The organism is Devosia submarina (assembly GCF_003056345.1).
Taxonomy (GTDB): Bacteria; Pseudomonadota; Alphaproteobacteria; order Rhizobiales; family Devosiaceae; genus Devosia; species Devosia submarina.
The window spans coordinates 236,963-259,813 of sequence record NZ_PYWB01000008.1 but is presented as its reverse complement, the minus strand read 5'-3'; the positions used below and the strand labels follow the sequence as shown (position 1 = coordinate 259,813).

Annotated in this window: 23 protein-coding genes; 14 read left to right on the top strand and 9 right to left on the bottom strand. The window is 61.4% G+C overall.

Translation table 11 applies throughout. The features are described from left to right. From DDE77_RS13895 to DDE77_RS13880, 4 genes are read left to right on the top strand one after another with little or no spacing between them, the layout of a single operon-like run. Positions 1 to 945: a carbohydrate ABC transporter permease gene (locus DDE77_RS13895; RefSeq protein ID WP_108398074.1), complete on the top strand. Its 945-nt coding sequence runs from the start codon at positions 1 to 3 to the stop codon at positions 943 to 945. Then, positions 945 to 1,781 (top strand): carbohydrate ABC transporter permease, encoded by an 837-nt coding sequence (locus tag DDE77_RS13890; RefSeq protein ID WP_108398073.1) that lies wholly within the window; start codon positions 945 to 947, stop codon positions 1,779 to 1,781. Before DDE77_RS13895 ends, DDE77_RS13890 begins: the two co-directional genes overlap by 1 nt. Beyond that, on the top strand, positions 1,778 to 2,689 hold the full coding sequence (locus DDE77_RS13885) for a dihydrodipicolinate synthase family protein (RefSeq protein ID WP_108398072.1): 912 nt from the start codon (positions 1,778 to 1,780) through the stop codon (positions 2,687 to 2,689). Before DDE77_RS13890 ends, DDE77_RS13885 begins: the two co-directional genes overlap by 4 nt. An 8-nt stretch (positions 2,690 to 2,697) precedes the next feature. Continuing rightward, positions 2,698 to 3,873, top strand: coding sequence for a mandelate racemase/muconate lactonizing enzyme family protein (locus tag DDE77_RS13880; protein ID WP_170116526.1), 1,176 nt, complete (start codon positions 2,698 to 2,700; stop codon positions 3,871 to 3,873). 628 nt (positions 3,874 to 4,501) lie between these two features. On the opposite strand, the gene DDE77_RS13875 is transcribed toward DDE77_RS13880, so the two are convergent. Next, entirely contained in the window at positions 4,502 to 4,759 is a 258-nt protein-coding gene (locus DDE77_RS13875) for a hypothetical protein (RefSeq protein ID WP_108398070.1), read from the bottom strand. A gap of 162 nt (positions 4,760 to 4,921) precedes the next feature. Between DDE77_RS13875 and DDE77_RS13870 the strand changes: the two genes are divergently transcribed. Continuing rightward, positions 4,922 to 7,591, top strand: coding sequence for a putative bifunctional diguanylate cyclase/phosphodiesterase (locus DDE77_RS13870; protein WP_108398069.1), 2,670 nt, complete (start codon positions 4,922 to 4,924; stop codon positions 7,589 to 7,591). 12 nt (positions 7,592 to 7,603) lie between these two features. Here DDE77_RS13870 and DDE77_RS13865 read toward each other — a convergent pair whose 3' ends face one another. The 3 genes from DDE77_RS13865 to DDE77_RS13855 form a co-directional block, all read right to left on the bottom strand. Further along, positions 7,604 to 7,972, bottom strand: coding sequence for a response regulator (locus DDE77_RS13865; RefSeq protein ID WP_108398068.1), 369 nt, complete (start codon positions 7,970 to 7,972; stop codon positions 7,604 to 7,606). Between the two features lie 7 nt (positions 7,973 to 7,979). Then, positions 7,980 to 9,515, bottom strand: coding sequence for a sensor histidine kinase (locus DDE77_RS13860; RefSeq protein ID WP_108398067.1), 1,536 nt, complete (start codon positions 9,513 to 9,515; stop codon positions 7,980 to 7,982). A gap of 87 nt (positions 9,516 to 9,602) precedes the next feature. Further along, the gene (locus tag DDE77_RS13855; RefSeq protein WP_108398066.1) at positions 9,603 to 10,523 is read right to left on the bottom strand and encodes an NAD(P)/FAD-dependent oxidoreductase; all 921 of its coding nucleotides are present in this window, start codon (positions 10,521 to 10,523) and stop codon (positions 9,603 to 9,605) included. Positions 10,524 to 10,667: 144 nt separating this feature from the next. Here DDE77_RS13855 and DDE77_RS13850 point away from each other — a divergent pair, with 144 nt between their 5' ends. Further along, positions 10,668 to 11,588, top strand: a complete 921-nt coding sequence (locus DDE77_RS13850) for a GGDEF domain-containing protein (protein WP_108398065.1) — start codon at positions 10,668 to 10,670, stop codon at positions 11,586 to 11,588. 160 nt (positions 11,589 to 11,748) lie between these two features. On the opposite strand, the gene DDE77_RS13845 is transcribed toward DDE77_RS13850, so the two are convergent. Continuing rightward, the gene (locus DDE77_RS13845; protein ID WP_157959832.1) at positions 11,749 to 12,042 is read right to left on the bottom strand and encodes a hypothetical protein; all 294 of its coding nucleotides are present in this window, start codon (positions 12,040 to 12,042) and stop codon (positions 11,749 to 11,751) included. Positions 12,043 to 12,155: 113 nt separating this feature from the next. Further along, entirely contained in the window at positions 12,156 to 12,344 is a 189-nt protein-coding gene (locus DDE77_RS13840) for a hypothetical protein (protein ID WP_108398063.1), read from the bottom strand. Positions 12,345 to 12,445: 101 nt separating this feature from the next. On the opposite strand from DDE77_RS13840, the gene DDE77_RS13835 reads away from it, so the two are divergent. After that, complete coding sequence (locus DDE77_RS13835) at positions 12,446 to 13,312, top strand: hypothetical protein (protein WP_108398062.1); 867 nt, start codon at positions 12,446 to 12,448, stop codon at positions 13,310 to 13,312. On the opposite strand, the gene DDE77_RS13830 is transcribed toward DDE77_RS13835, so the two are convergent. From DDE77_RS13830 to DDE77_RS13820, 3 genes are all read right to left on the bottom strand, one after another. Continuing rightward, a complete protein-coding gene (locus DDE77_RS13830) occupies positions 13,309 to 13,815 on the bottom strand; it encodes a GNAT family N-acetyltransferase (protein WP_245895260.1) in 507 nt (168 codons plus the stop codon). The genes DDE77_RS13835 and DDE77_RS13830 overlap by 4 nt on opposite strands. Before the next feature lie 108 nt (positions 13,816 to 13,923). Next, on the bottom strand, positions 13,924 to 14,946 hold the full coding sequence (locus DDE77_RS13825) for an LLM class flavin-dependent oxidoreductase (protein WP_108398060.1): 1,023 nt from the start codon (positions 14,944 to 14,946) through the stop codon (positions 13,924 to 13,926). An 83-nt stretch (positions 14,947 to 15,029) separates the two neighbouring features. After that, positions 15,030 to 15,698: an FMN-dependent NADH-azoreductase gene (locus DDE77_RS13820; RefSeq protein ID WP_108398059.1), complete on the bottom strand. Its 669-nt coding sequence runs from the start codon at positions 15,696 to 15,698 to the stop codon at positions 15,030 to 15,032. Between the two features lie 419 nt (positions 15,699 to 16,117). Between DDE77_RS13820 and DDE77_RS13810 the strand changes: the two genes are divergently transcribed. The 7 genes from DDE77_RS13810 to rnk all read left to right on the top strand — a co-directional run bounded on the left by DDE77_RS13810 (position 16,118) and on the right by rnk (position 22,839). Beyond that, positions 16,118 to 19,063: a monovalent cation/H+ antiporter subunit A gene (locus DDE77_RS13810; RefSeq protein WP_108398057.1), complete on the top strand. Its 2,946-nt coding sequence runs from the start codon at positions 16,118 to 16,120 to the stop codon at positions 19,061 to 19,063. Beyond that, positions 19,063 to 19,404, top strand: a complete 342-nt coding sequence (locus DDE77_RS13805) for a Na+/H+ antiporter subunit C (RefSeq protein WP_108398056.1) — start codon at positions 19,063 to 19,065, stop codon at positions 19,402 to 19,404. Before DDE77_RS13810 ends, DDE77_RS13805 begins: the two co-directional genes overlap by 1 nt. Then, positions 19,401 to 21,029, top strand: coding sequence for a monovalent cation/H+ antiporter subunit D (locus DDE77_RS13800; protein ID WP_108398055.1), 1,629 nt, complete (start codon positions 19,401 to 19,403; stop codon positions 21,027 to 21,029). Before DDE77_RS13805 ends, DDE77_RS13800 begins: the two co-directional genes overlap by 4 nt. Continuing rightward, complete coding sequence (locus DDE77_RS13795) at positions 21,026 to 21,511, top strand: Na+/H+ antiporter subunit E (protein WP_108398054.1); 486 nt, start codon at positions 21,026 to 21,028, stop codon at positions 21,509 to 21,511. The genes DDE77_RS13800 and DDE77_RS13795 overlap by 4 nt, the downstream gene beginning before the upstream one ends. After that, the gene (locus DDE77_RS13790; RefSeq protein ID WP_108398053.1) at positions 21,508 to 21,789 is read left to right on the top strand and encodes a K+/H+ antiporter subunit F; all 282 of its coding nucleotides are present in this window, start codon (positions 21,508 to 21,510) and stop codon (positions 21,787 to 21,789) included. Before DDE77_RS13795 ends, DDE77_RS13790 begins: the two co-directional genes overlap by 4 nt. Next, positions 21,786 to 22,178, top strand: coding sequence for a monovalent cation/H(+) antiporter subunit G (mnhG, locus tag DDE77_RS13785; protein WP_108398052.1), 393 nt, complete (start codon positions 21,786 to 21,788; stop codon positions 22,176 to 22,178). Before DDE77_RS13790 ends, mnhG begins: the two co-directional genes overlap by 4 nt. Positions 22,179 to 22,425: 247 nt before the next feature. Next, positions 22,426 to 22,839 (top strand): nucleoside diphosphate kinase regulator, encoded by a 414-nt coding sequence (rnk, locus tag DDE77_RS13780; RefSeq protein WP_108398111.1) that lies wholly within the window; start codon positions 22,426 to 22,428, stop codon positions 22,837 to 22,839. The last annotated feature ends 12 nt before the right edge of the window (positions 22,840 to 22,851 follow it).

The window sequence follows — 22,851 nt, the reverse complement described above, 5'->3', positions numbered from 1 at the left end:
GTGAGCACCCATTCCAACAGCCGGGACCAGGTCCTGAACTATCCTGTTTCGCCACTCGCCAAGCGCAGTGGCCTCAAGGGCGCCCAGCGGCGCATCGGCCTGCTGATGCTGATTCCAGCGGCGGCGGCTTTCGTTCTCGTCATCCTCTATCCGTTCGGGCAGGCGCTCGGCCTGTCCATGTTCGAATTCACGCTGCAAAGCATTGAGCCGGTCTTTGTCGGCGTGGACAATTTCCAGGCGGTGCTCAGCAGCCCCGAGGCGCTGCAGTCCTTCTTCATCACCCTGATCTATGTCGGCTGCTCCACGCTTGGAGCGCTGGTCTTCGGGCTGGGTTGGGCGCTGATCCTCAATCAGCCCTTCCGCGGCCGCGGCACGCTGCGCGCCATGACGCTGCTGCCCTGGGTCGTACCCAGCACGGTGAGCGCCTTCATCTGGGGTTGGATTTTCAACAGCCGCTACGGCGTCATGAACGCGTTTCTGCTCGAGATCGGGGCCATCGACATGCCGCAGGCCTGGCTGTCGACACCGGAAGGCGCCATGCTGGCCGTGGTGCTGACCCGCATCTGGCGCGCCATTCCGCTGTTCATGGCCTTCTTTCTGGCGGGGCTGCAGAATCTCGATCGCGAACAGATCGATGCCGCCCGCGTAGATGGCGCCAGCAACTGGGCCATCCTGCGCGACCATATCCTGCCCCATTTGCGTCCCGTGCTGATGGTGGTGGTGATCCTGGGCGCCATTGGTGGCCTGCAGGATTTCGACACCATCTACGCCCTAACCGGTGGCGGCCCCGTCCGGGCCACGGCGGTGCTCTCGGTGGAAGTCTATCGCCGCGCCTTCGAGCAGTGGGATATCGGCATGGCGTCGGCCATCGGCGTCCTCTGGGTCGCCACGCTCGTGCCGCCAGCCATTTTCTACCTGCGCGTTCTGGTCAAAGGAAACCGTTGATGCTCGACCTCAGCAGCACCACGGCGAAGATCGTCTTCGGACTGACACTTGCCCTTATCGGCTTCTTTCTGTTCTTCCCGGTGTACTGGATGATCACCTCATCGCTGAAAGCCGATGCGGAACTCTACAAGATCATCCCCACGGCGTTCCCCCAGGAGATCACGTTGCACCACTATTGGACGGCGCTGACCCAGGGCCGCCTACCGACATATCTGCTCAACAGCCTCATCACCTCCGGCTCCAGTGCGGCACTCAACTCGCTGCTCGCGCTCTACGCGGCCTACAGCTTCGCCAAATACGATTATTTCGGCCGCCAGCCGATAATGCTGCTGATGCTTTCAGCCCAGATGTTCCCGTTCGGCCTGCTGCTGATTAGCATCTATCCGCTCTGGACCCAGTTCGGCCTGCTCGACACCCAGATCGGGCTGATCCTGTCCTATATCGTCTTCGCCCTGCCGGTGGCGACCTACATGCTGTTCAGCTATTTCTCGCAGGTTCCCGACGAGCTGATCGATGCGGCGCGGGCCGATGGCGCCAGCGACCTCCGCATCTTCCACACCATCGTCATTCCCATCTCCATCCCGCCCATCGTTACGGTGTTCCTCTATTCCTTCATGTGGAGCTGGAACGACCTGCTCTATTCGATGACGCTGATCGTCTCCGACGACAAGCGCACCATCGGGCCAGGACTGTTACTGACCTACCTCAGCGATTCCAATTCTGACTGGGGCGGCGCCATGGCGGCCTCCCTAGTCGCCTCGGCACCCATTGTGGTCGCCTTCATGTTCCTTCAGCGTTACTTCATCCAGGGCGTCACCGCCGGAGCCGTTAAATGACCAAACCCCTCGCCGGTGCGTTTCCCGTACTGCCCACACCTTTCCGCGATGACGGCCAGATCGATACCGCTGACTTCCTGTCGGTGATCGACTTTGCGCTAGAGAGCGATGTCGATGGGGTCGTTTATCCGGGTGTCGCCAGTGAGGTGGATACCCTCACCCCCGAGGAGCGCCGCAGTCAGGTCAAGCTCCTCGCGGAGCGCATCCACGGGCGCATCCCGATCATCATCGGCGCCAGCGATCCCAATCCTGCAATTGCGGCCCAGCACATCTCCCAGGGCGCAGAAATCGGCGCCGCCGCCGCCATGGTCATCGCGCCTTTCGCGCTCGGCAACGACATTGCCGCCCAGACGGAGTATTTTAAGGCCGTCGCGGCGGGGGCGGGGGTTCCGATCATGCTGCAGAACCAGCCCAAGCCGATCGGCGCCGGACTGACCCCCGAGGAAGTCGCTGCCGTCGCCAAAGCTGTTCCCGAAATCCGCTACGTCAAGGAAGAGACCTCCCCCTGTGGTCAGCATCTGACGCGGATCAAAGCGGCGGCGAAGGGCTCGGTCGAGGCCATTTTCGGCGGGGCAGGCGGGCGCTATGTCACCGACGAGCTGGCCCGCGGCGCCGCGGGCACGATGCCGGCAACCGAACTGGCCGATATCCACGCGCAGATGATCCATGCCTGGCAGGCGGGCGATGTCGCCACCACACGCAAGCTCTACAACGTCTCCCTGCCCCTGCTCAATTTCCAGGCTATCTTCCGCATGCACATGACCAAGGAAGTGCTGCGCCGGCGCGGCGTCATCCAGCATACTTTCGTGCGTGGCAAGGGGCCCCGCTTCGACGAGGGTGACCGCGCCGAGCTGGCGTTGCTGCTGGCCGAGGCCGATCTGCCTTATTCGAACCACAAGCCCGTCTGATGCCAAACATCGTCGACGCCATCGTCAGGGTTGAAACCTTCATCATCTCGATTCCCCGCGAGGTGCCCTATCTCGGGCCCCTCAAAGGGGGCGAGGCGATCAACGAGCGCGGCTATCTAGTTCGCAAGGGCAACCGCACGATCTATCCATCCACGGACATGACGCTTTTGGTGAAGGTCACAGGCGAAAGCGGCAAGGTGGGTTGGGGCGAGTGCTATGGCATCGTCGCGCCCGAGGCGACCAAGGCCATCATCGATGATGTACTGGGACCAGTGATCATCGGCCGAGATCCGGGTGATGCGGTGGTCATCCACGAAGATCTCTATGATCTGATGCGGGTGCGCGGGTTCTTTGGCGGCTTTTATCTGGACGCCCTTGCCGGTGTCGATATCGCCCTCTACGACCTCACCGGCAAGGTGCTGAACGTGCCGATCTCGACAATACTGGGCGGGCGCCGCCACGATACCATTCCTGCCTATGTCTCCGGCCTACCGCGCGCGACCATCAAGGAGCGCTGCGATCTCGCGCTTGAATGGATCGGCAAGGGCTATAAAGGCATCAAGTTCGCCGCTGCCGTTTCCGACGAAGGCATCGTCGTCGAAATGGCCGCCCTGCGAGAAGCCGTAGGCCCGGATATCGATCTGATGGTCGATCTTCACTGGAAGTTCGAGGCCGCCGAAGCCATCCGCCTGATCCGACGGCTTGAGGCCTATAATCTCTATTTCGCCGAAGCGCCGGTACAGCCGGAAAACCTTGAGGGCCAGGTCCGCGTCGCCAATAGCATCGGCGTGCCGCTGGCGCTGGGCGAAGAATTGCGCACGACCTACGAATTCCGCCCACGCTTCGAAGCCCGCGCCATGAGCGTCGTCCAGCCCGAGATCGGGCACACCGGCATCACCGAATTCATCCAGATCGGCCGCATGGCGCAGGCTTTTCACATGAACACCATTCCCCATGCCTCGATCAGCATTGGTATCTTCATGGCGGCGAGTTTGCAGGCCGCATCAACTCTGCAGAACCTGCCCTACCATGAGTACCAGCACTCGATCTTTGACCGAAATCTTGCTCACACCACTGGCGACATGGGATGCGCGCAAGGCGCGTATCTGGTCCCCACCGGCTCAGGCCTCGGAGTTGAACCGACCGATGAAATTTTCCGCTACGCTGTGCGTCGCTCAATTTAGCAATCTGAACGCTAGCTGCATTCGCAGAGTGCCTAGCGCTTATCAGTAATGCAGCGCTAGATTGTTGGGCGCCGAGGCAGCGATCCTCCATTTACGGCATGGATGGGTCAAAACCTGCGTTTATGCCGCTATCGAGAATGTAGGGGTGCGATTGTTGCGCGCTCCCGCAACCAAAAGAAACCCCGTTCAGCCACTAGGCTGGCGGGGTTTTTCCTTTTGGGCGTGCGATGAGGCCAGGGTTTGCCTCCAAGCTGGATCGTTGGCGTGGACTGCTGTCACACTTGTGCCTGGCAAAGCTTGACCTCGCTCGGCTTGAGCACGCGTGGCCCCGTTGTCGGGGCGGCTGCCCGTGCGCAGGTCCGCACCTGCCACGTAGCCCCAGGCTGGGCTTGGCAGGGTATGCCGATGGGGCACAGGAACGGTCCCATGATCACGCCATAGGGGGCACCCGCGTTTTGGTTCGGCCCTTGTTATCAGGCGCGAGGTGAAGGCCAGATAGTTTGTGTCTGGGGAGGGGCAATGCGCCCGCCGGAGTGCAGTTGCGCCTCTATCCAGCGTTAACCGGCAGGCAGGGCACTAGCGAGGAAACATCCATGCAGTTGGCTAATGCAACAGAGCCAAGGCAAACTCAGGTGCTGTCGCCTAGATCGTCGACCCGAGCGTTCTGGTTATCCAAGCCGTTTTGCCGAGGCTGGCTCTTGCTCTCTTCGGCGCCGTAGCCGGGCGTGCCGCTGTCATTGGCGACACTTTTTTGCCCCTCTTGCGCGGATTGATCCTGGTCGGGCCTGTTCCGGTCCTGGTTCTGCTGCGTGGCCTTGCTGATCTGCTCCGGCGTCATCGCATCGGCGGAGGGCTTGGATGGATTGTCTTTGTTGGGTTGGGTCACGGCAAGCTCCTTATTTCTACTGCTGGGGCAATGACGGGGCGCCTCGAAGTGTTCCGCCCGATTGTGCTGGCTAAGCCGAGCACGGCACTCGTCGTTTGCATCCTGTTAACCGGAACCGGTGAGCCGCAGGAACTTGGGGCCGCCGCCGCCGGTTAGGGCGGGATGTTTTATTCTGGTGCCCCCTACAGCAGGATCGTCGCGGCAGGCCTGCTGGTTCTGGGATGTTTGCTGTTTCAGTTTGGGCCGGATGTGTTGCAGCTGGACAGTGGCGAGCGCCATTGGTGGTCGGTTGTGGCCTGGACCGTTGTGCCGGCAGCGGCGGCTGTGGCGTGCTTTTTCGCCTATCGGGTGGCTGCGGGATATGATCGGCGTGCGTGGCTCGAACTGTGCCTGGGCTCGGGCTTGTGGAGCCTGGGAACCATTGCCTGGCAGTTCTATGATCTGCAGCGCTTCCCCAGCCAATTCCCGGGTCTTGCGGATGCTGGCTATGTTCTGACCTGCGTTCTTTTCATTTTCGGAATTTATCATTTCGGCGTCGACAAGCGGCTGATCACGCGGGTGCAGATCGCCAATCTGTGGCTCACGCTGCTTGCATCCACCCTTGCGGGCTTTCTCCTGCTGCTGCCAGTGCTTGGTGGCTCGCAGCTTAGTCCCCTTGGAACTTCTGTTGCGTTCTTTTACCCCGTCGCCTGGTTTGGAACTGGAGCTTTCGGGCTGATCTGCCTTGTGATCCATTCACCCCCGCACAAGCAGCTGGTGCTTGGACTGGTGTTGCTGGCCGTGTTCGCGCAGGCGCTGGCTAATCTGCAGTATGGCGTGACGCTTATGGGAGGGGGCTACGATGTGGGCAGCCTGTTCGACAGCGCGTGGGTGATGTGCTTCCTGTTTGTTATCTGGGCCGCGCTGGAAGATCTACGGCAGGGTCAGGCGCTACGGCAAGCGCCCGAGCAGCAGCTCTCGCGATCCCAGCTGATTGCCGAAGCCTTTGTTCCGGCCGCCTGTGTGGCCGCCGTGTTCACCGCGGCAATAGCCGTTGGCCTTCCGATCCATGGCTGGATCTATCTTACTGCGCTTCCGGCGACCGTGATGTTCATGGTTTTGTTTGGTGTGCGGGAACATTGGATGCTGCAGGCCGAGCGCAAGCTCCGGGGCGAAGCGATCGCCAGCAGCAAGGAGTTGTCCGCGGTGTTGGACAGTACATCCGACAGTGTCACCGTTATTGATCGCAATTGGCGCATTACGTATCTTAATCGGCGGGCGCATGAACTGCTCGGCGACATTCCAGGCTTCGCCGTTGGCGGGTATTTGTGGGACGCCTTTCCCGATGCGGTGGGTACCCAGTTCCAGCGGCAATACGAGCAGGCCTTTGCCACGCAGAGAGCGGTGGAATTCGAGGAATTTTTGGCGATAAAGGGGGTGTGGCTGCAGGTTCATGCCTATCCGACCGCAGTTGGATTGTCGGTTTTCTTTCGCGACGTCACCGAACGGCGCCAGGCGCATGCCAAGCTCGAGCACCTTGCCAGGCATGATTCCCTAACCGGGCTGCACAATCGGCGCGCGTTCCGCGAACGGCTCTCGGCGGAGCTGGCCGAGGCGGGCGGCAAGAAAGGCGTGGCCGTGCTATGCCTTGATCTCGATCACTTCAAAGAGGTGAACGACACTCTGGGCCATGCGGCGGGTGATGCGCTGCTTGTGGAAGTGGGGGAGCGCATTCGATCCTGCACGGGGGAGGGGGACTATGTCGCGCGAATAGGGGGCGATGAGTTCGCGATCATTTCGGTGGGGCAAAGCGAGCGAAGGGCGCTGGAAGAACTGGCGGAGCGGCTGGTGGCGTCGCTGGGCGAGAGTTTCCTTCTTGATGAAGCTTATCTGCATGTCGGGATAAGCATCGGGATCGCCGTGGCAGGGGTGGCTGGCAATGATGGAGACCAGCTTCTCCAGCGCGCCGACATTGCGCTCTATGAAGCCAAGCGCGCTGGGCGCGGCACCTATCGGGTGTTCGAGTTCGAGATGGAAGCGCGCATGGTGGACCGGCAGGCCATCAAGGCGGACCTTGAGAGCTCCCTTGCCCGGGGTGAATTCGAACTCTTTTTCCAGCCCGTCGTGGACCTCGCGAAAGATCGCGTGGATAGCTTCGAGGCGCTGTTGCGGTGGCGACATCCCGAGCGCGGGCTGGTCAGTCCGGCTGATTTCATTCCCGTCGCAGAGGAAACCGGCCTCATATTGCCAATGGGCGCCTGGGCGCTGCGCCGGGCATGCCGTGCGGCGATGGCTTGGCCCGAACATGTCAATGTGGCGGTAAACCTTTCAGCCTGCGAATTCCGCAACAACAATCTGCTGCAACAAGTGTCCCAGGCGCTGGCGGATTCAGGGCTGCCCGCGCATCGGCTGGAGCTCGAGATAACCGAATCCGTGCTGATGCAGGATAGCGAACTCAATTTGCATATCCTGCACCAATTCCGAGATCTGGGGGTTGGCATTGCGCTGGATGATTTCGGTACGGGGTTTTCTTCCCTCAGTTACCTCCGGAAATTCCCTTTCACCAAACTCAAGATCGATCGCTCCTTTGTGGCCCATGTGGGTGATGAAGGAGAGTCGCAGGCCATCATCAAGGCGATTATCACCCTGGGGCGGACGCTGGGCATGACCATCACGGCCGAAGGGGTGGAGACGCGGCAGCAGCTGGATCGGCTTCGCGCAAACGGCAGCGATTTCGCGCAGGGCTATTTCTTCAGCAAGCCGGTGCCCGAAAGCGAGGCACGAAGGCTGATCGGCAAGATCGACGCCGACAAGATCTGGTGGGGCGGGGCGGAGGCCAGGTCGATCGTGTAGGCCATGAGCCGCCTATTGAAGCAGGTTCTCGCAGGTTGAGATGAGCTGGCCCATGTCGAGCGGCTTTTGCAGGCAGGGCAAATGGGTGAGATCGGGCGGGATGACGTCCTTGTCGTAGCCCGTCATGATCACGGTCGGAATGCCGGCATCTGCAAGGGTTCGGGCCAGCTCGAAATTGGGGCCCGAGCCGAGATTGAGATCAACGATGGCGAGGTCGGGGCGTTGGTTCTTAAGGGAATTCAAGGCATCGGTGGCACGGCCGAAGGGACCAATGATCGTGGCGGCGGCCTCTTGCAGCGTCGAGCAGGCGTCCATGGCCAGAAAGAAGTCGTCGTCTACCACCAGAACCGAACGGCCTTGGAGGGGCGTTGGATCGCTCATGCTTTTCCTATATGCGCTGGCTGGGCGAAAGGCCCGCCTGCAGGATGCTTTCGCCTGATTTCAGGGGGAAAGCAATGTGGCAGGCAAGTCCACCGAGCTCGATCGTCATCTCGCCCTTGCCGCCCAGTTCATAGGGGACGCGGCCAGTGATGAGTTCGGTGCCGAAGCCCTTGCGCCGCGGCTGATCGGGCTCCAGTTGAACCCCTTGCTCCACCCAATCCAGATGGAACCAGGTTTCATCGCCTTTTCCTTGGAGGCGCCATTGCACCTCAACGCGCCCTTGCGCTTGCGAAAGGGCTCCGTGCTTGCTGGCGTTTGTTGCAAGCTCGTGGACGGCAAGCGTCAGCACTTCTGCGGCCTTGGGCGGAAGCGTGATGGTCGGGCCGCTCAGCGCCACCTGCCCATCGCGTGCGCCTTGGGCCTGCAATTCCTCGCGGATCATGCCTTCAAGGTCCACGCCCTGGCCTGCGCCGCGCGTGAGCAGTGTTTGGGTGCGTGACATGGCCCTGATCCGGCCAGCAAGGCGATCGCGAAACTCTACCGTGTCGAGGGAAAGATCGCCACGGTTCAGAAGGGCCCCGACCAGGGCAAGGACATTGCGCACCCGGTGCTGCAGTTCGGCGAGCAGGACCGCCTGGCGTTCCTCGTTGCGTTTCCGCTCGGTTAGGTTCTGCGCGATCTTGAGGAAACCCTGCAGGGACCCATCCGCATTGCGCAGGGCAATTGTTTGCCCATCAAGAAAGACGCGGCCCCCAGACTTGGTCACGTGCCAGCGTACGTCGGAGGCTCGGCCTCGTTCGAGAGCATTTTCCCGTTCGCGCGCGGGCATCTCGCTTTCCTGATCCTGAGGCGTGAAGATCGTGTCGATCCGCTTGCCGAGCACCTCGTCCTCGCGCCAGCCCAGGATTTCTTCTGCCCCGGGAAACCAGGCGGTGATCCGATCCTCGGGATCGCTGAGGATGATTGCAAAATCCTGGGCGTTTTCCACCACGGTGCGGAAACGCTCATCGCTGCGCTCGAGATCGGCGATCTTGTGCAGCCGGTCAATAACGGGGCCAAGCACGGCCGCATAGGTGCGCAGAAAACTGACTTCCGCATCGGCGAATTCGCGGGGCTGGAAAGCGTCGACCTCGAGAATGCCATAAGGCTTTCCGCCCGGCAGAAAGATGGGAACATTTACCAGCGCCTGAACGCCATGCTTCTCCATGAAGTGGGGAATGCCGAAGCGCTGTTCGGTGGCAAGGTTTTGCATGACGATGGGCTTGCCTTGCCGGAGCGCAAAGGCTTCGGACGTTTCTTCGCTCATCAAGACGCATTGCCGGCCAACAATCCCGTCGCGCCAGCCAATGCCGGCCCGTACAAGGGCCGTGCGCTGGTCGGACTGGATCTCAAGGATTTTGGCTAAGTCGGCGCCAAGCGCTTCGACCACGATGCGGCAAGCTTCAGTCAGGATCGCCTGGAGATCATCGGAGCGCAGGGCCAACTCGCCAAAGTCGGCAAGAGCGTTTTGGCGGGCGATGAGTTCTTGGCGGTCAGATGACATGGGACTCAAGGCAAAATGAACCTGATGGGAACAGCGAATTAGGGGAAAAGGATGCCGGGAACGCCTGTGTTAAGTGGAGTTGATGGGCTAGCGGAGGCGCTCGCCATCGTCGCGGGCGAGGCTGTTGTGAATGTCGGTTGCCGCGATGGCGGCGTGGCCAAGCGCCACGGCAATCTGGTTGAGTTCGTGAACGACGTCGCCGGCTGCGTAGAGCCCTTCAACGCTGGTTTTCTGGTGATGATCAACAATGATGCAGCCGACCTTCTCGCATCGGGCGCCAAGCCTTTGTGCCAGGCCTGACTGCACCACTGCACCCAAAGCGGGGTAGAGGACGTCGAAGCGGCGGCTTGTGCCGTCGGCAAAGCGAGCCTCGACATTGTCTGCATTCACCTCGACATCGCATGGCACTGGGGCGATCGTTATGCCTCTTGCGGCGAGTTGGCTTGCGAGCCCTTCATCCATCGGATCGGTCGTGGCAGGCAGGAGCGTGACCTCCTCGCTATAGGTGCGGAGGAACATGGCCTCGGCGGCGGCGCGGCCTGGCGGGCCATAAACGGCGACGGATTGATTGGTGGCCTCGTAGCCGTCGCAGATCGGGCAGAGCCGCAGCGCGCCGCCATAAAGGCTGGCGGCAAGGCTGGGCAGTTCGGGTATATTGTCGACAATGCCAGTGGCGAGGAGCACGCGTCGCGCCTTGAGCGTGTGGTTTCTGGCGACGACTTCGAAGCCGTCGCTGGCGCAGGTGATCGTTTCGGCGGTCGCCTGCAGGATTGGGATCTTGTAGCCCTCCGCCTGGGCGCGCATGCGCTGGAGGAGCTCGGCGCCGCTGATCCCTTCGGCAAAGCCCGAAATATTGTGGGACACGGGAATGAGGCGGGCGCGGCTCTGTCCTGCGTCGACGATCAGCGGCCGCCGGTGGAAGCGGGCAAGATAGATTGCGGCCATCAGTCCGGCGGGGCCGCCTCCAATGATTACGCAATCGAACTCGGTGTAGGCTGAAAAGGTCATGGGCTTCTCAACCCCTTAGCTGCCGGGCAGTTCCTTCTGATCGCCGGGGACGGGCACTAAGCTTTTGGTAACCCTAGAAGGGAGCGTTGGGTCTCGGGGGGAACTATAGGGCCGTCGCTGCGCTCCCCATTTGGAGGCGTTTATATGAAAAGCAGCACTGTTGTGCCGATCGGGCTAAAGACGCGCTTGGACGACCGCATGAAGGTGGCACTCAACGCCATGCCGGTTGCCATATCGTGGAGCCGGATCGACGACGATGTGGTGGAGTTTATGAACCGCCGCTTCACCGATGTGACCGGCTATACGCTTGCCGAGGCCGGCACCGTTGCCGACCTGATCAGGAGATTGTTCGCCAATCGTCAGCAGGCGAATCACGCCGTTGTCCAACTCAATAGATTGCGGGGGCAAAATCTCCTGGAGCCCTTTGAATTCCCGCAGGAAGAAGTCCCTATTGTCACGAGGGCCGGAAAGCTCCTGCCGACGCGCTTCAGCGGCGTTATGCTTCCTGAAGCCAATATGTCGCTGGCCATGTTCCAGTATATTTCGGCGGAAAAGGAGCGCGAGGAACGCCTCCAGGCAATTGCCGGGCAGGACCCGCTCACCGGGCTCTATAACCGGCGCGCCTTTGATGCAGCGTTCGCCGAAGCCCTCAACATGAGCCGCCACCAGGAAACGGTGGGACTCATTGTCATGGATCTGGACGGCCTGAAGCCTGTCAACGACACGCATGGCCACTCGGCGGGCGACGCTGTACTGCGCCATTTTGCAGATCTGCTTCGATCCACGTTCCGCAGCAGCGATCTGGTGGCGCGCTGGGGTGGGGATGAATTTGCCGTGCTGATCCGCCACCCGTGTTCCCGCACCAATGTGGCCGTCGCCTTGTCGCGGCTGGAAAAAGCAGTGGCCAAGCCCATCACGATTGGAGATGGGCAGGTGAGCGTGGGTGTGAGTTCGGGAATTGCCTTCTACCCGGATGACGCGCAGAATCTCTCCGAGCTTTACCGGATCGCCGATGATGCGATGTATTCGGCCAAGCGGCGCAAGCGGAATGCGATGCGCACCTAGTTTCTAGCCGAAATTTCGAGATTGCTGTCGATGGAGTTTGTCGAAAAGCACGGTCGTGCCTTGGCCATGCCTGTGACGATCGCCTTCCGCCTGAGCTGGCGAGCAGGGCATTCCGATGCCTGCGCTCGGCTCAGGGAGGCATGGCGATCAACGGGTGAATTCAGGCCGAAAGGGCTTCGGCCTGCCGCTTGAGAGGGGCCCAGTCCCGGCGCCATTCGAGGCCTTCTTCCACCACGACAGCGATAGTCTCAAGGCCGCAGATTTGGCAGACCTCCACGGCGCGCGCGATAGCCAGGGGAACGGGGCGGGGAAAATCGGCGATCACATAGTCTTCGGCGCGTGGGCAATTGCTGCATGCAACATCTGCCACGACGCGGCCCATGGCGTGCCATGCATGCACGACAACGGCCTGGGAGGGAATTTGATCTGGTCTACACTGAATGAACTCAGGCATGGCCGCAACATCCTGTTGTTTGACGTCGTGGCAAGACATGTGGAGACGTGTTGGTTCCACTATTGTGATCAAGAGCTGATCACATCGTTGCAAGAGCCGCTTTCGTGAGCGCGCTAGTTGCGTGTGTTTCGAAGCCGCTCGCGGCCAGCCTCGGTCAGGTGCGAGCCGCCTTCCCTTTGCTCCAGCAAGGCAAGGGACAAGAGCTTGGCAAAATGCTGGGGGTCGATGTCGAGCGGCTGGTCGGGCGCATCGAACAGCTGAAGCGTCTTGAGTTCATCGGCGGTCAGGTCGTTGTCTTGCACCGGGTGTCATGCTCCACTTGCCACACATGTCTGGCCTTCGCGTCCTTTTGAACCCCGATGGAAGGGCTTGCGTTCCCCGTACTCTGCTTGAGGGCTAAAGCATGGGTGAAAGCGGGAAAGACGCAAAGGAAGCAGTGGGTACGACCGCGAGCTTTCCTTATGACCGCATGAGCGTGCAGCATTTTCGCGAGCAGTTTCCGCGGGCGCGGTGGAGCGACGAGCGCAAGGCCTGGTTCATTCCAGGCAAAATGGCGAGCAGACGGTTTGAGCGCTGGCTGGAGCGGGAGAATGCAGCCATTTCCGTTCATGCGGATGCGCGGGGGAAGGACGCCTTCCAGTTCGATCCCATCCAATCGCCCTATCTGCGAGTGCGCCCAGAAGGGCTGGAGGTTGTGACACCCTATTCCCGCACGATTGTTGCGCTCTTGCGCGAAATCCCCTTTGCGGCCTGGGAGCCGAGCCGCAAAGCGTGGATCGTGCCGTTTCGATCCTACGAAGAATTGCGCAAGCGCTGGGCGGGCATCGAAGAAGCTGCGCGGCGCAACGAGCCGGAGCAAAGAAAGGCGCGGGCGGCGGAGAGGCGGGAAAGTGCGGATCCTGCCACGCGTCTGCGATCGGCTGAACGGCGGCGACGTCGGCATCCGCTCCATGGCGATGATCTGCCGCCGCTTGAGCGACCGGTCATGAGCCGACACCATGGGATTGTGGTGTTTGATCGGTGCAATGGGGAATTGGTGGCGCCGGAAATGCTCGAGGGCGTTTATCCCGAATTTCCGCAAGGCCATGATTATGTGTGGGGCTATTGGCGGCCGGCGAGCCTGGAGGAGCTGATCCGCACCTGGCCGGCGAAAGCCGCGCCCGCTGAAAACGCGCTTTGGTGGCAGCCTAGCATTGATGAGCTGCGTATTGCACGCAAGGCGGCAAAGGGGCGAGAGGAAGGGGCAAGGAGGAAAGCAGGCGAGCCTTAGCCCCCTTCGGCTTGGTCGGTGATGGCCATGAGGTGGATGTCAATGCCCTGTCCGTCGATCAGCGCTGCCATCTTTCGGGTGCCCTCAAGAATGAAACCATGCTTGCGGTAAAGCGCCATCGCTTCCCTATTGGTGGCGAAAACTTCGAGTTGAACGCGGTGAAAGCGGCTGGTTCGGGCAGCCTGGAGGGTGGTCGCCAGCAATCTGCCGCCGATGCCTTGCCCGCGGTACTCAGGGAGGATGCCCATGCCGAGCGTGCCGCAATGGCGAAAAAAGGTGTTGCCCTGCCGGCAGATATCGCACCAGCCGACTACGCTGGATCCATCCAGGGCGACGAACTGGAGATTGCCAGTCTTGATGTTGCCGGCCACGAAGTTTGCGGCGCTTTCATAGGGTGGAGCTTGGTCGGATGAAAGAAAACGCCGTTCGCGGGCTACAATGTCGAGCGCCCGGTAGAAACCGTCGAAATATTGCATTGCGATGGGCTTGATCTCTACGGCCATGGGGCGCTCGTTGTTCGCAGCTCGTGTCGCGAAAGAAGTTGACCCAAGAGGATCGCCCATGGAAGTGCGCCCTGCCCGAGCGGAAGATGTTTTCGGTTTGATCGCCCTTTAGCGCCAGCCCAGTGCCGGGGCTATGTGGGTGAGGATGGATTCGATGACGTGAGCGTTGTAGCTGACGCCGAGCTGATTGGGGATTGTGAGGAGCAGGGTGTCGGCTTCTGCGATCGCTTCGTCGGTGCGCAGGAGATCGATCAGCTGATCGGGTTCGCCGGTGTAGCCGCGGCCGAAAATGGCGCGGGTGTTTTCGTCGATGAAGCCCACTTGGTCCTGCTCGTTGCGGCCGGTGCCGAAATAGGCGCGGTCCTGGTCATTGACGAGGGCGAAGATGCTGCGGCTGACGGAAACGCGGGGTTCGCGGGTGTGGCCGGCTTCTTTCCAGGCTTCGCGATAAGCACGGATCTGACGGGCCTGCTGGATGTGAAAGGGCTCGCCGGTTTCATCGTTCTTGAGGGTGGAGCTTTGCAGGTTCATGCCGAGCCGGGCGGCCCAGCGGGCGGTGTCGTCGGAGCCGGCGCCCCACCAGATGCGATCGATCAAGCCTTCGCTGTGTGGCTCGAGGCGAAGCAGGCCGGGTGGGTTAGGGAACATGGGGCGTGGATTGGGCTCGGCGAAGCCCTGGCCGCGCAGGACCTGAAGAAAGACTTCGGCATGCTGGCGCGCCATGTCGGCGTCAGTGCCCCCTTCAGGGGGCGCGTAGCCAAAATAGCGCCAGCCATCGATAACCTGTTCGGGTGAACCGCGGCTGATGCCAAGCTGGAGGCGCCCGCCCGCAATCAGATCGGCGGCACCGGCGTCTTCAGCCATGTACATGGGATTTTCGTAGCGCATGTCGATAACGGCGGTACCAAGTTCGATGCGCTTGGTCTTGGCGCCCGCAGCGGCCAGCAGCGGAAAGGGCGAAGCGTATTGCCGAGCAAAGTGATGCACCCGGAAATAGGCGCCGTCGGCACCGAGCTCTTCGGCGGCGACCGCAAGGTCAATGGCCTGGAGCAGGGCATCGGCGGCGGTGCGGGTTTGCGAATGGGGCGAGGGATTCCAGTGCCCGAACGACAAAAAACCGATCTTCTTCATGGCTCGCCTCGTTTCGTTTGCGTGGAATGCAGCGCGTTCTCGGGAGGGAAACACTCGAGAACGCAGGGCCGTTGCTTTCTTGGCTATTCCGCCGCAATGCCGGGGGCAAGCAGGCTTGCGAGTTTTTCGCCGTGCCGGGCGGCAGCGCCATGGGCGTCCTGCAGGTTTTGTGCGGCAAGTTCGCGCAGGCTGGCCATGGCCGGGGTGACATCGGCAAGGGTCAGCTCGGCTTCGATCAGCTCAACGTTGAGTTCCATAACATCGCGCAGGATGCGCAGCAGCCAGCCCGTGGCATGGTCCCAGCCATGGCGGGGCGTGCCTGCGCCATAGCCGCCACCGCGGGCCACAACGAGGAAAGCGGGGCGGCCGGCGAGGAGCCTGGGAGCACCGGGCGCAAAGCGCGGATCGGTCAGGAGGATGTCGACCCAGGTCTTAGCGTGCTGGGAGACGCCAAAATTGTAGAGGGGAATGGCAAAGATAAATGCCTGGGCGTCGACAAGTTCGTCGGCGAGTTCGGCTGCCAGCTTTTGAGCTTCTTTTTGCTCGAGGGAACGCTGATCTTCCGGCACAAAGCCGGCTAGGGCACTCGCGGCCCAAGCAGTAGCGGGCAGGGGAAAGAGGCCCACATCACGCCTTTTAACCCGGCTTTCGCCCAGCCGGCCCTCGATGCTCGCCTGCAGCGTGTCGGCCACAGCACGGGTAACGGAGCCTTCCCGGCGAATGCTGGCGTCGAGACGGAAGATGTTTTTCATGTTAATGGGCCTTAAAGGAACAAACAGTTAGTTGGTCACCATTAGTGACTGTTCTCTCACTAGATGGCAGAAGGGTGCTGCGCAAGACGGCACTTTTTGTTGCTCCAGGTTCCTTTTGGAAACTGCAGTTACCTCGCAGCAACCGGGTCTGGCACGAGAGAGATGGTCATGCTTGTTGGCGAGCAGGTGGTGCTGAACCAAATCGGGATAGTCACGTTGCCGTCCAGGGGTGGCATGGCGCTGCTCCGGAACGGTGTGTGGACCAACATGAGCCGCGGGGCTGATATGGCCTTCGCCCAGTTCGCGAAATTATGGGTTCCGCGACAATGTTTCGGGTTGCGCTTCGCCACGTCTGCAGTAACAAGCATTGGAAATCCCAGCTGATTTCCAGACCATCATAAAAGGTGCCCGCCCCGATAATGACGCCGTCCTTTTTGCTGATCGTGCTTCTGCTCCTGCCCTTCATGGCTGCCCTCTTGGTGGCGGTGATGCCGAGGAATGCACGGAGCATGGAAGCATGGGTGTCGGGCGCCGTGGCGGCGCTTGGGTTTGCGGCCATGATCTGGCTTTATCCGCAGATCACCGATGGCAATGTGCTGCGCGAGGAGATCAATTGGGTGCCCGCGCTTGGGCTGAACCTGGTGCTGCGGCTGGATGGATTTTCCTGGCTGTTCGGTATCCTGGTGACCGGCGTTGGCTTTCTGGTGGTGCTTTATGCGCGCTACTACATGTCCCCTGCCGATCCCGTGCCGCGGTTTTTCGCGTTTTTCCTCCTTTTCATGGGGTCCATGCTGGGCCTGGTCCTGTCGGGCAACATCATTCAATTGGTGCTGTTCTGGGAGCTGACATCCATCAGCTCGTTCCTGCTGATCGGCTATTGGTTCCATTTGGGGCAGGCGCGCGATGGCGCGCGCATGGCGCTAACCGTGACGGGGCTCGGGGGATTGTGCCTGCTTGGTGGCATGCTGATCATCGGGCATATCGTTGGCAGCTATGACCTCGATGTGGTGCTCCAATCGGGCGATGCGATCCGCAACCATTCGCTTTACCTGCCAGCGCTGCTGCTGGTGCTGATGGGGGCGCTCACCAAATCGGCGCAGTTCCCGTTCCATTTCTGGCTGCCCCATGCCATGGCGGCGCCGACGCCGGTTTCGGCGTATCTGCATTCCGCGACCATGGTGAAGGCGGGGGTGTTCCTCCTTGTGCGGCTTTGGCCGGTGATGGCGGGGACCGATGAATGGTTCTGGATCGTCACGTTTGCCGGGCTTGCCACGCTGATCTTTGCGGGCTTTGCCGCTATATTCCAGACGGATCTCAAGGGGCTTCTTGCCTATTCCACGATCAGCCATCTGGGGCTCATCACGGCGCTTCTGGGCATGTCGAGCCCACTGGCTTGTGTTGCCGCGATCTTCCATATCGCCAACCACGCGACCTTCAAGGCCTCCCTGTTCATGGCTGCGGGGATCATCGACCATGAAACCGGCACGCGCGATATCAGGCGCTTAAGCGGATTGTTCCGCTTTATTCCGTTTACGGCGACGCTGGCCATGGTGGCGAGTGCGGCCATGGCGGGCGTGCCGCTGCTGAATGGCTTTATTTCCAAGGAAATGTTTTTCGCCGAAACGGCGCAGCGCGACGCCAATCCTTTCGTTAATATTGCCCTGCCGCTGGGCGCGACGATCGGTAGTCTGTTTGCCGTGACCTATTCCTTGCGCTTCGTGCATGGCGTGTTTTTCGGACCGCCGCCCGAGGGGCTCGACAAGGTGCCCCATGAGCCGCCGGCACTGATGCGGCGGCCGATCGAAATCCTGGTTCTGCTGTGCCTTGTGGTGGGGATGGTGCCGGGCATCACCATCGGGCCCTATCTCGCCAGCGCCGTGATTTCGGTGACGGGACCCGACACGCCCTATTACAGCCTTTCGGTGTGGCATGGCTTTAATTGGGCCATCGTGATGAGCGGGGTGGCACTGGCCGGTGGGGCGCTGCTTTACTGGCTGCTGCATGCCTATCTGCAAAAGGGCATAGAGGGGCCGCCGCTGCTGCGCCGGCTCAAGGGCAAGCGCATTTTCGAGCGCATCATGCTGACGCTCACCACCAAATGGGCGCGGCGACTGGAGAGCCTTTTCGGCACGCGTCGATTGCAGCCGCAGATGTTCTTGCTGTTTCTGGCGGCGAGCGCTGCGGCAGGGGCGGTGCTCGCCGGGCGGCTTGGGCGTGTTGATCTCGCCCTTGAGGGGTTCGATCCGGTGTTTGCGCTGCTTTGGCTGATCGGCATCATCTGCGCGGTGATGGCGGCGCAGCAGGCCAAGTTCCACCGGCTGGTGGCGCTGGTTCTGCTGGGTGGGACGGGGCTTGTCACCTGCATGACCTTTGTGTGGTTCTCGGCGCCCGATCTGGCAATTACCCAATTGCTGGTGGAGATCGTCACCACCGTTTTGATCCTGCTGGGGCTGCGCTGGCTGCCCAAGCGGGTGGAAGACATGCGCGATGAAGTGGTGCTGCGCCAGGTGCGCCTGCGGCGCTATCGCGATGTGGCGCTGGCCGGTGCGGCGGGGCTGGGCATGGCGCTCTTGTCCTATGCGGTGATGCTGCGCCAGCCGTTGCCGGGGATTTCCGAGTTTTTCCTCCAAAACGCCTATGCGCTGGGCGGGGGCACCAACGTGGTCAACGTCATGCTGGTGGACTTCCGCGCCTTTGACACGCTGGGCGAAATCACGGTTCTGGGCATTGTGGCGGTGACCGTCTTTGCCATTCTGCGCCGGTTCCGCCCGGCAGCGGAATCCATCAACAAGCCCGAGCAGCAATTGATCCAGAATGCCTTTGATGACCGGGTGCCCGAGCGCAAGCTGGGCGACACGGTCAACGAATATCTGCTGCTGCCGGGCGTGATCATGCAGTGGATGTTCCCCATCATTATCGTCCTGGCGCTGCACCTGTTCCTGCGCGGGCATGACCAGCCCGGCGGCGGTTTTGCGGCCGGGATCGTGATGTCGATCGGGTTTATCCTTCAGTACATGGCTGGCGGTACGCGCTGGGTGGAGGATCGATTGCGCATCCTGCCCGTGCGCTGGATCGGCAGCGGCCTGCTGCTGGCGCTCCTTGTGGGGGTGGTGTCCCTGGCGCTGGGCTATCCCTTCATGACGACAGCCTTCCAATATGCCGACCTGCCCCTGATCGGGCGGGTACCGATGGCTAGTGCGCTGCTGTTTGACCTTGGTGTGTTCGTGCTTGTGATCGGGGCCACCGTGCTGATCCTGATCGCGCTGGCGCACCAGTCCATCCGCTCGCCAAAGGCGGCGCGCCGGCCTGTGCAGCCTGTGCCCGAAGCCGAAGTGTCACCCGATGCGCCGGTGGAGGCCCGCTGATGGAACTTGTTCTGGCAGTCAGCATTGGCGTTATGGCCAGCTGCGGGGTTTACCTCATGCTGCGGCCGCGCACCTTCCAGGTGATTATTGGCCTGTCGCTGCTGTCCTATGCAGTGAACCTATTCATATTTGCCATGGGGCGGCTGCGCGTTGGCGCCGCGCCGGTATTGAGCAAGGATGGGGTGGTTGATCCCTCGCTTTACACCGACCCGGTGCCACAGGCGCTGGTGCTGACGGCTATCGTGATCGGCTTTGCCATGACGGCACTGTTTCTGGTTGTCCTGCTCGCAGCGCGCGGCCTTACGGGAACCGACCATGTGGATGGGAGGGAGCGGCGGTGAACAGCATCCTCGACCATCTGGTCATCCTGCCGATCCTATTGCCCATGGCAACTGGCGCCTTGCTGCTGATGTTTGACGATCGGCTGCGCAATGCCCGCGCGCTGATCAGCCTTGGATCCGCCGTGCTGCTGGTGCTTCTCGCCGTGTTGCTGATGAGCCAGGCCAATGCACAGCCAAGTGGGGTGCTGGAGAGCTATGCGGTGGGCAATTGGCCCGCGCCCTTCGGTATCGTGCTGGTTGCGGACCGGCTTTCGGCCATGATGGTGCTGCTGACCGCAATCCTGGGGCTTGCGACCCTGTGCTATTCGCTGGCGCGCTGGCACATGGCGGGCAGCAGCTTCCATTCGCTGTTCCAGTTCTTGCTGATGGGCATCAATGGTGCGTTCCTTACGGGCGACATCTTCAACCTCTTCGTGTTTTTCGAGGTGATGCTGGCAGCGTCCTATGGTTTGGCGCTCCATGGGCAGGGCGCGACGCGAGTGAGGGCCTCGCTGCACTATATCGCCGTCAATCTTGGCGCGTCCTTTCTGTTTCTGATCGGGGCCGCGCTGATCTATGGCATTGCCGGCACGCTTAACATGGCGGACCTAGCCGACAAGATCGCGGGACTGGGCGAGCAGGACAGGGTTTTGGTGGAAAGCGGGGCGGCCATTCTGGGCGTGGCGTTCCTGATCAAGGCGGGCATGTGGCCGCTGGGCTTCTGGCTGCCGACCTCCTATTCCGCAGCAGCTGCGCCCGTGGCCGCCGTCTTTGCCATCATGACCAAGGTTGGCGTCTATGCCGTGTTGCGTGTTTCCACGCTAGCGTTTGGCGCCGAAGCGGGCGCTTCGGCAGGCTTTGGGCAGAATGTTTTGCTGATCGGGGGCATAGCGACGCTGGCCTTTGGCTCGGTCGGCGTGCTTGCCGCGCAGACCACGCCGCGCCTTGCAAGCTATTCGATTATTGTTTCCTCCGGAACGCTCCTGGCGACGCTGGGAATGGGCAATGCCGGGGCGACCAGCGGTGCCTTGTTTTACCTTGTGGTCTCGACCATCGCGATCAGCGCCTTTTTCATGCTGGCCGAATTGCTGGACCGGGTCCGCATCGAAGGCGCGGACGTTTTGGCCATCACCATGGAAGCTTATGGTGACGATGAGGACGTGGACGAGGAGGCCGAAGTCGGCGTGGCCATTCCGGCAACGCTTGCCGTGCTCAGCATCAGTTTTGCCATTTGCATGCTGTTGATTGCGGGCCTTCCGCCGCTTGCGGGATTCGTGGCAAAGTTCGCGATTATCTCAGCCGTCTTCAATCCGCTGGGCCTTGCCGAGGTCGCCGAAGTTCCCGCTGGGGCATGGTGGCTGGCGGGATTGGTGATCTTTTCGGGCTTTGCGGCGCTGGTGGCGCTCACGCGTACCTGGATCAACATTTTTTGGGCCACCATGTCTGAGCGGCCGGCGCCGGTGCGGGTGATTGAGATTGCGCCGGTGATCCTGCTGCTGGCGCTGACTGTTGTGGCGACGCTGATGGCAGGGCCGGCGCTTGGCTATACGCAGGCCATTGTTGACCAGCTTTATGCGCCGGCCGGGCAGATCCCCCAGGTGCTGGAAACACCCTTGGTGGTCGAGATAGAGGAGGCGACGCCATAAGCAAGATCCTGCCCTATCCCGTTCTTTCGTTTGGCCTCCTCGCGCTCTGGTTGCTGCTGCAGCAATCGCTAGGCCTGGGGCAAATCCTGCTCGGCGGGGTGATTGCCCTGTTGGCCGGCCGGGCCCTCAAGGCGCTGGATCCGCACCGGCCGCGTGTGCGCAAGATCGGCAGCATCATTCGGCTGATCATTGTTGTGACCATTGACGTGCTGCGCTCCAACATTGCCGTGGCGCTGATCGTGCTGCGCGGGCAGCACACGGCCCACTCAGGCTTTGTATCCATGACGCTAACACTGGAAGATCGCATCGGGCTTGCGCTTCTTGCCTGCATCATTACGGCGACGCCAGGCAGCGCGTGGCTTGAATATGATGCGGCGCGCGGGACGGTTTTGATCCATGTGCTCGACATGGTTGATGAAGTCGCCTGGGCCGACACGGTCAAGAACCGCTATGAACGCCTCCTGCTGGAGATTTTCCAATGAGCATAGCCATACTTCATTGGTGCCTGCTTGTGGGGCATCTGCTGACCGGCTTGGCCATGTTGGCCGCCACCTATCGCATGGTGCGCGGTCCGCGGGCGCAGGATCGGATCCTGGCGCTGGACGCCTTCTATGTCGCCGCCATGCTGATGCTGATCTTGTTCGGCATACGAGTGGGCTCCAACATCTATTTCGAAGTGGCGCTTCTAATCGGGGTATTGAGCTTTGTGGGAACCGTGGCGCTGGCCAAGTTCCTGATGCGCGGCGAGGTGATCGAATGAGCGAGGTGCCGGTCTGGGTTGCTGTTGTGGTGGGCGCCTTGTCGGTTCTGGGCGGCCTGTTCACATTTCTGGGCTGCCTCGGTATGGCCCGGTTCAACAGTTTTTATGCCCGGGTGCACGCGCCGACCCTGGGCACCAGCATGGGCTGCATCACCATTTCGCTGGCATCGGCCATCTACTTCACGGTCTCCGGCCAGCGCCCGGCCGTGCATGAAGTGCTGATCCTGATGTTTGTTTCGGTAACAACGCCCGTCACGCTGATGCTGCTGGCACGCGCGGCGCTTTACCGGGATCGCTCGGAGCACAATGGCGATGTGCCCAACGAGGTGGGGCAGGACGTCGTCGTGCAACCCGCGCCAGAGCAGGCGCTCGGCCGTTCCGCGTCCTGAGGGCAGCCCCTGCGGCATGGCTTGACTTTGGTGCCGTTGCGCCTACCTTAAGGCTATGAACCCTTGCTTGACCATCCTTAACGCGCTTGCTCGCCGGACCACTCCGGTAGAAGGATAGTTGCCCTAAACCTGGCGCCGGGCGCAAGGTTTAGGGGCAGGTAAATTCCATTTCATCATCGTGCTATTTTGTTGTGCAGGGCCGTTTTCCGGCTTGCGCGGCATGCGGCTATTCATGCGGGAGAAACTCATGCGCACACATAATCTAAGACCAGCCCTCACCGTTGCCCAATCGGAGCACCGCCAGCTGCTGTCGCTTGCAGCATCCGGCGGTGGCTCGCTGAGCGCAGCGGCGGAACGGCTGCTGGAAGAAATGGAGCGCGCCCGCGTCGTGCCCGATGCCAAGCTGCCCAAGGACATCGTGCGCATGGGATCGCGGGTGCAATATCGCACCGACCAGGACGAAATGGTCGAGGTATGCCTGGTTTACCCAGCGCAGGCCGATATTTCGCAGGGGCGGATTTCGGTGCTGACGCCGGTCGGCGCAGCGCTCGTGGGCCTGCGCACGGGCCAGTCGATCACTTGGGAAACGCGCGACGGGCGCAAGCATGTGCTGACGGTGCTTTCGGTGATTCAGGGTGCCGAGGAACCTGCCGCGGTCTAGCGGCGCTTAACC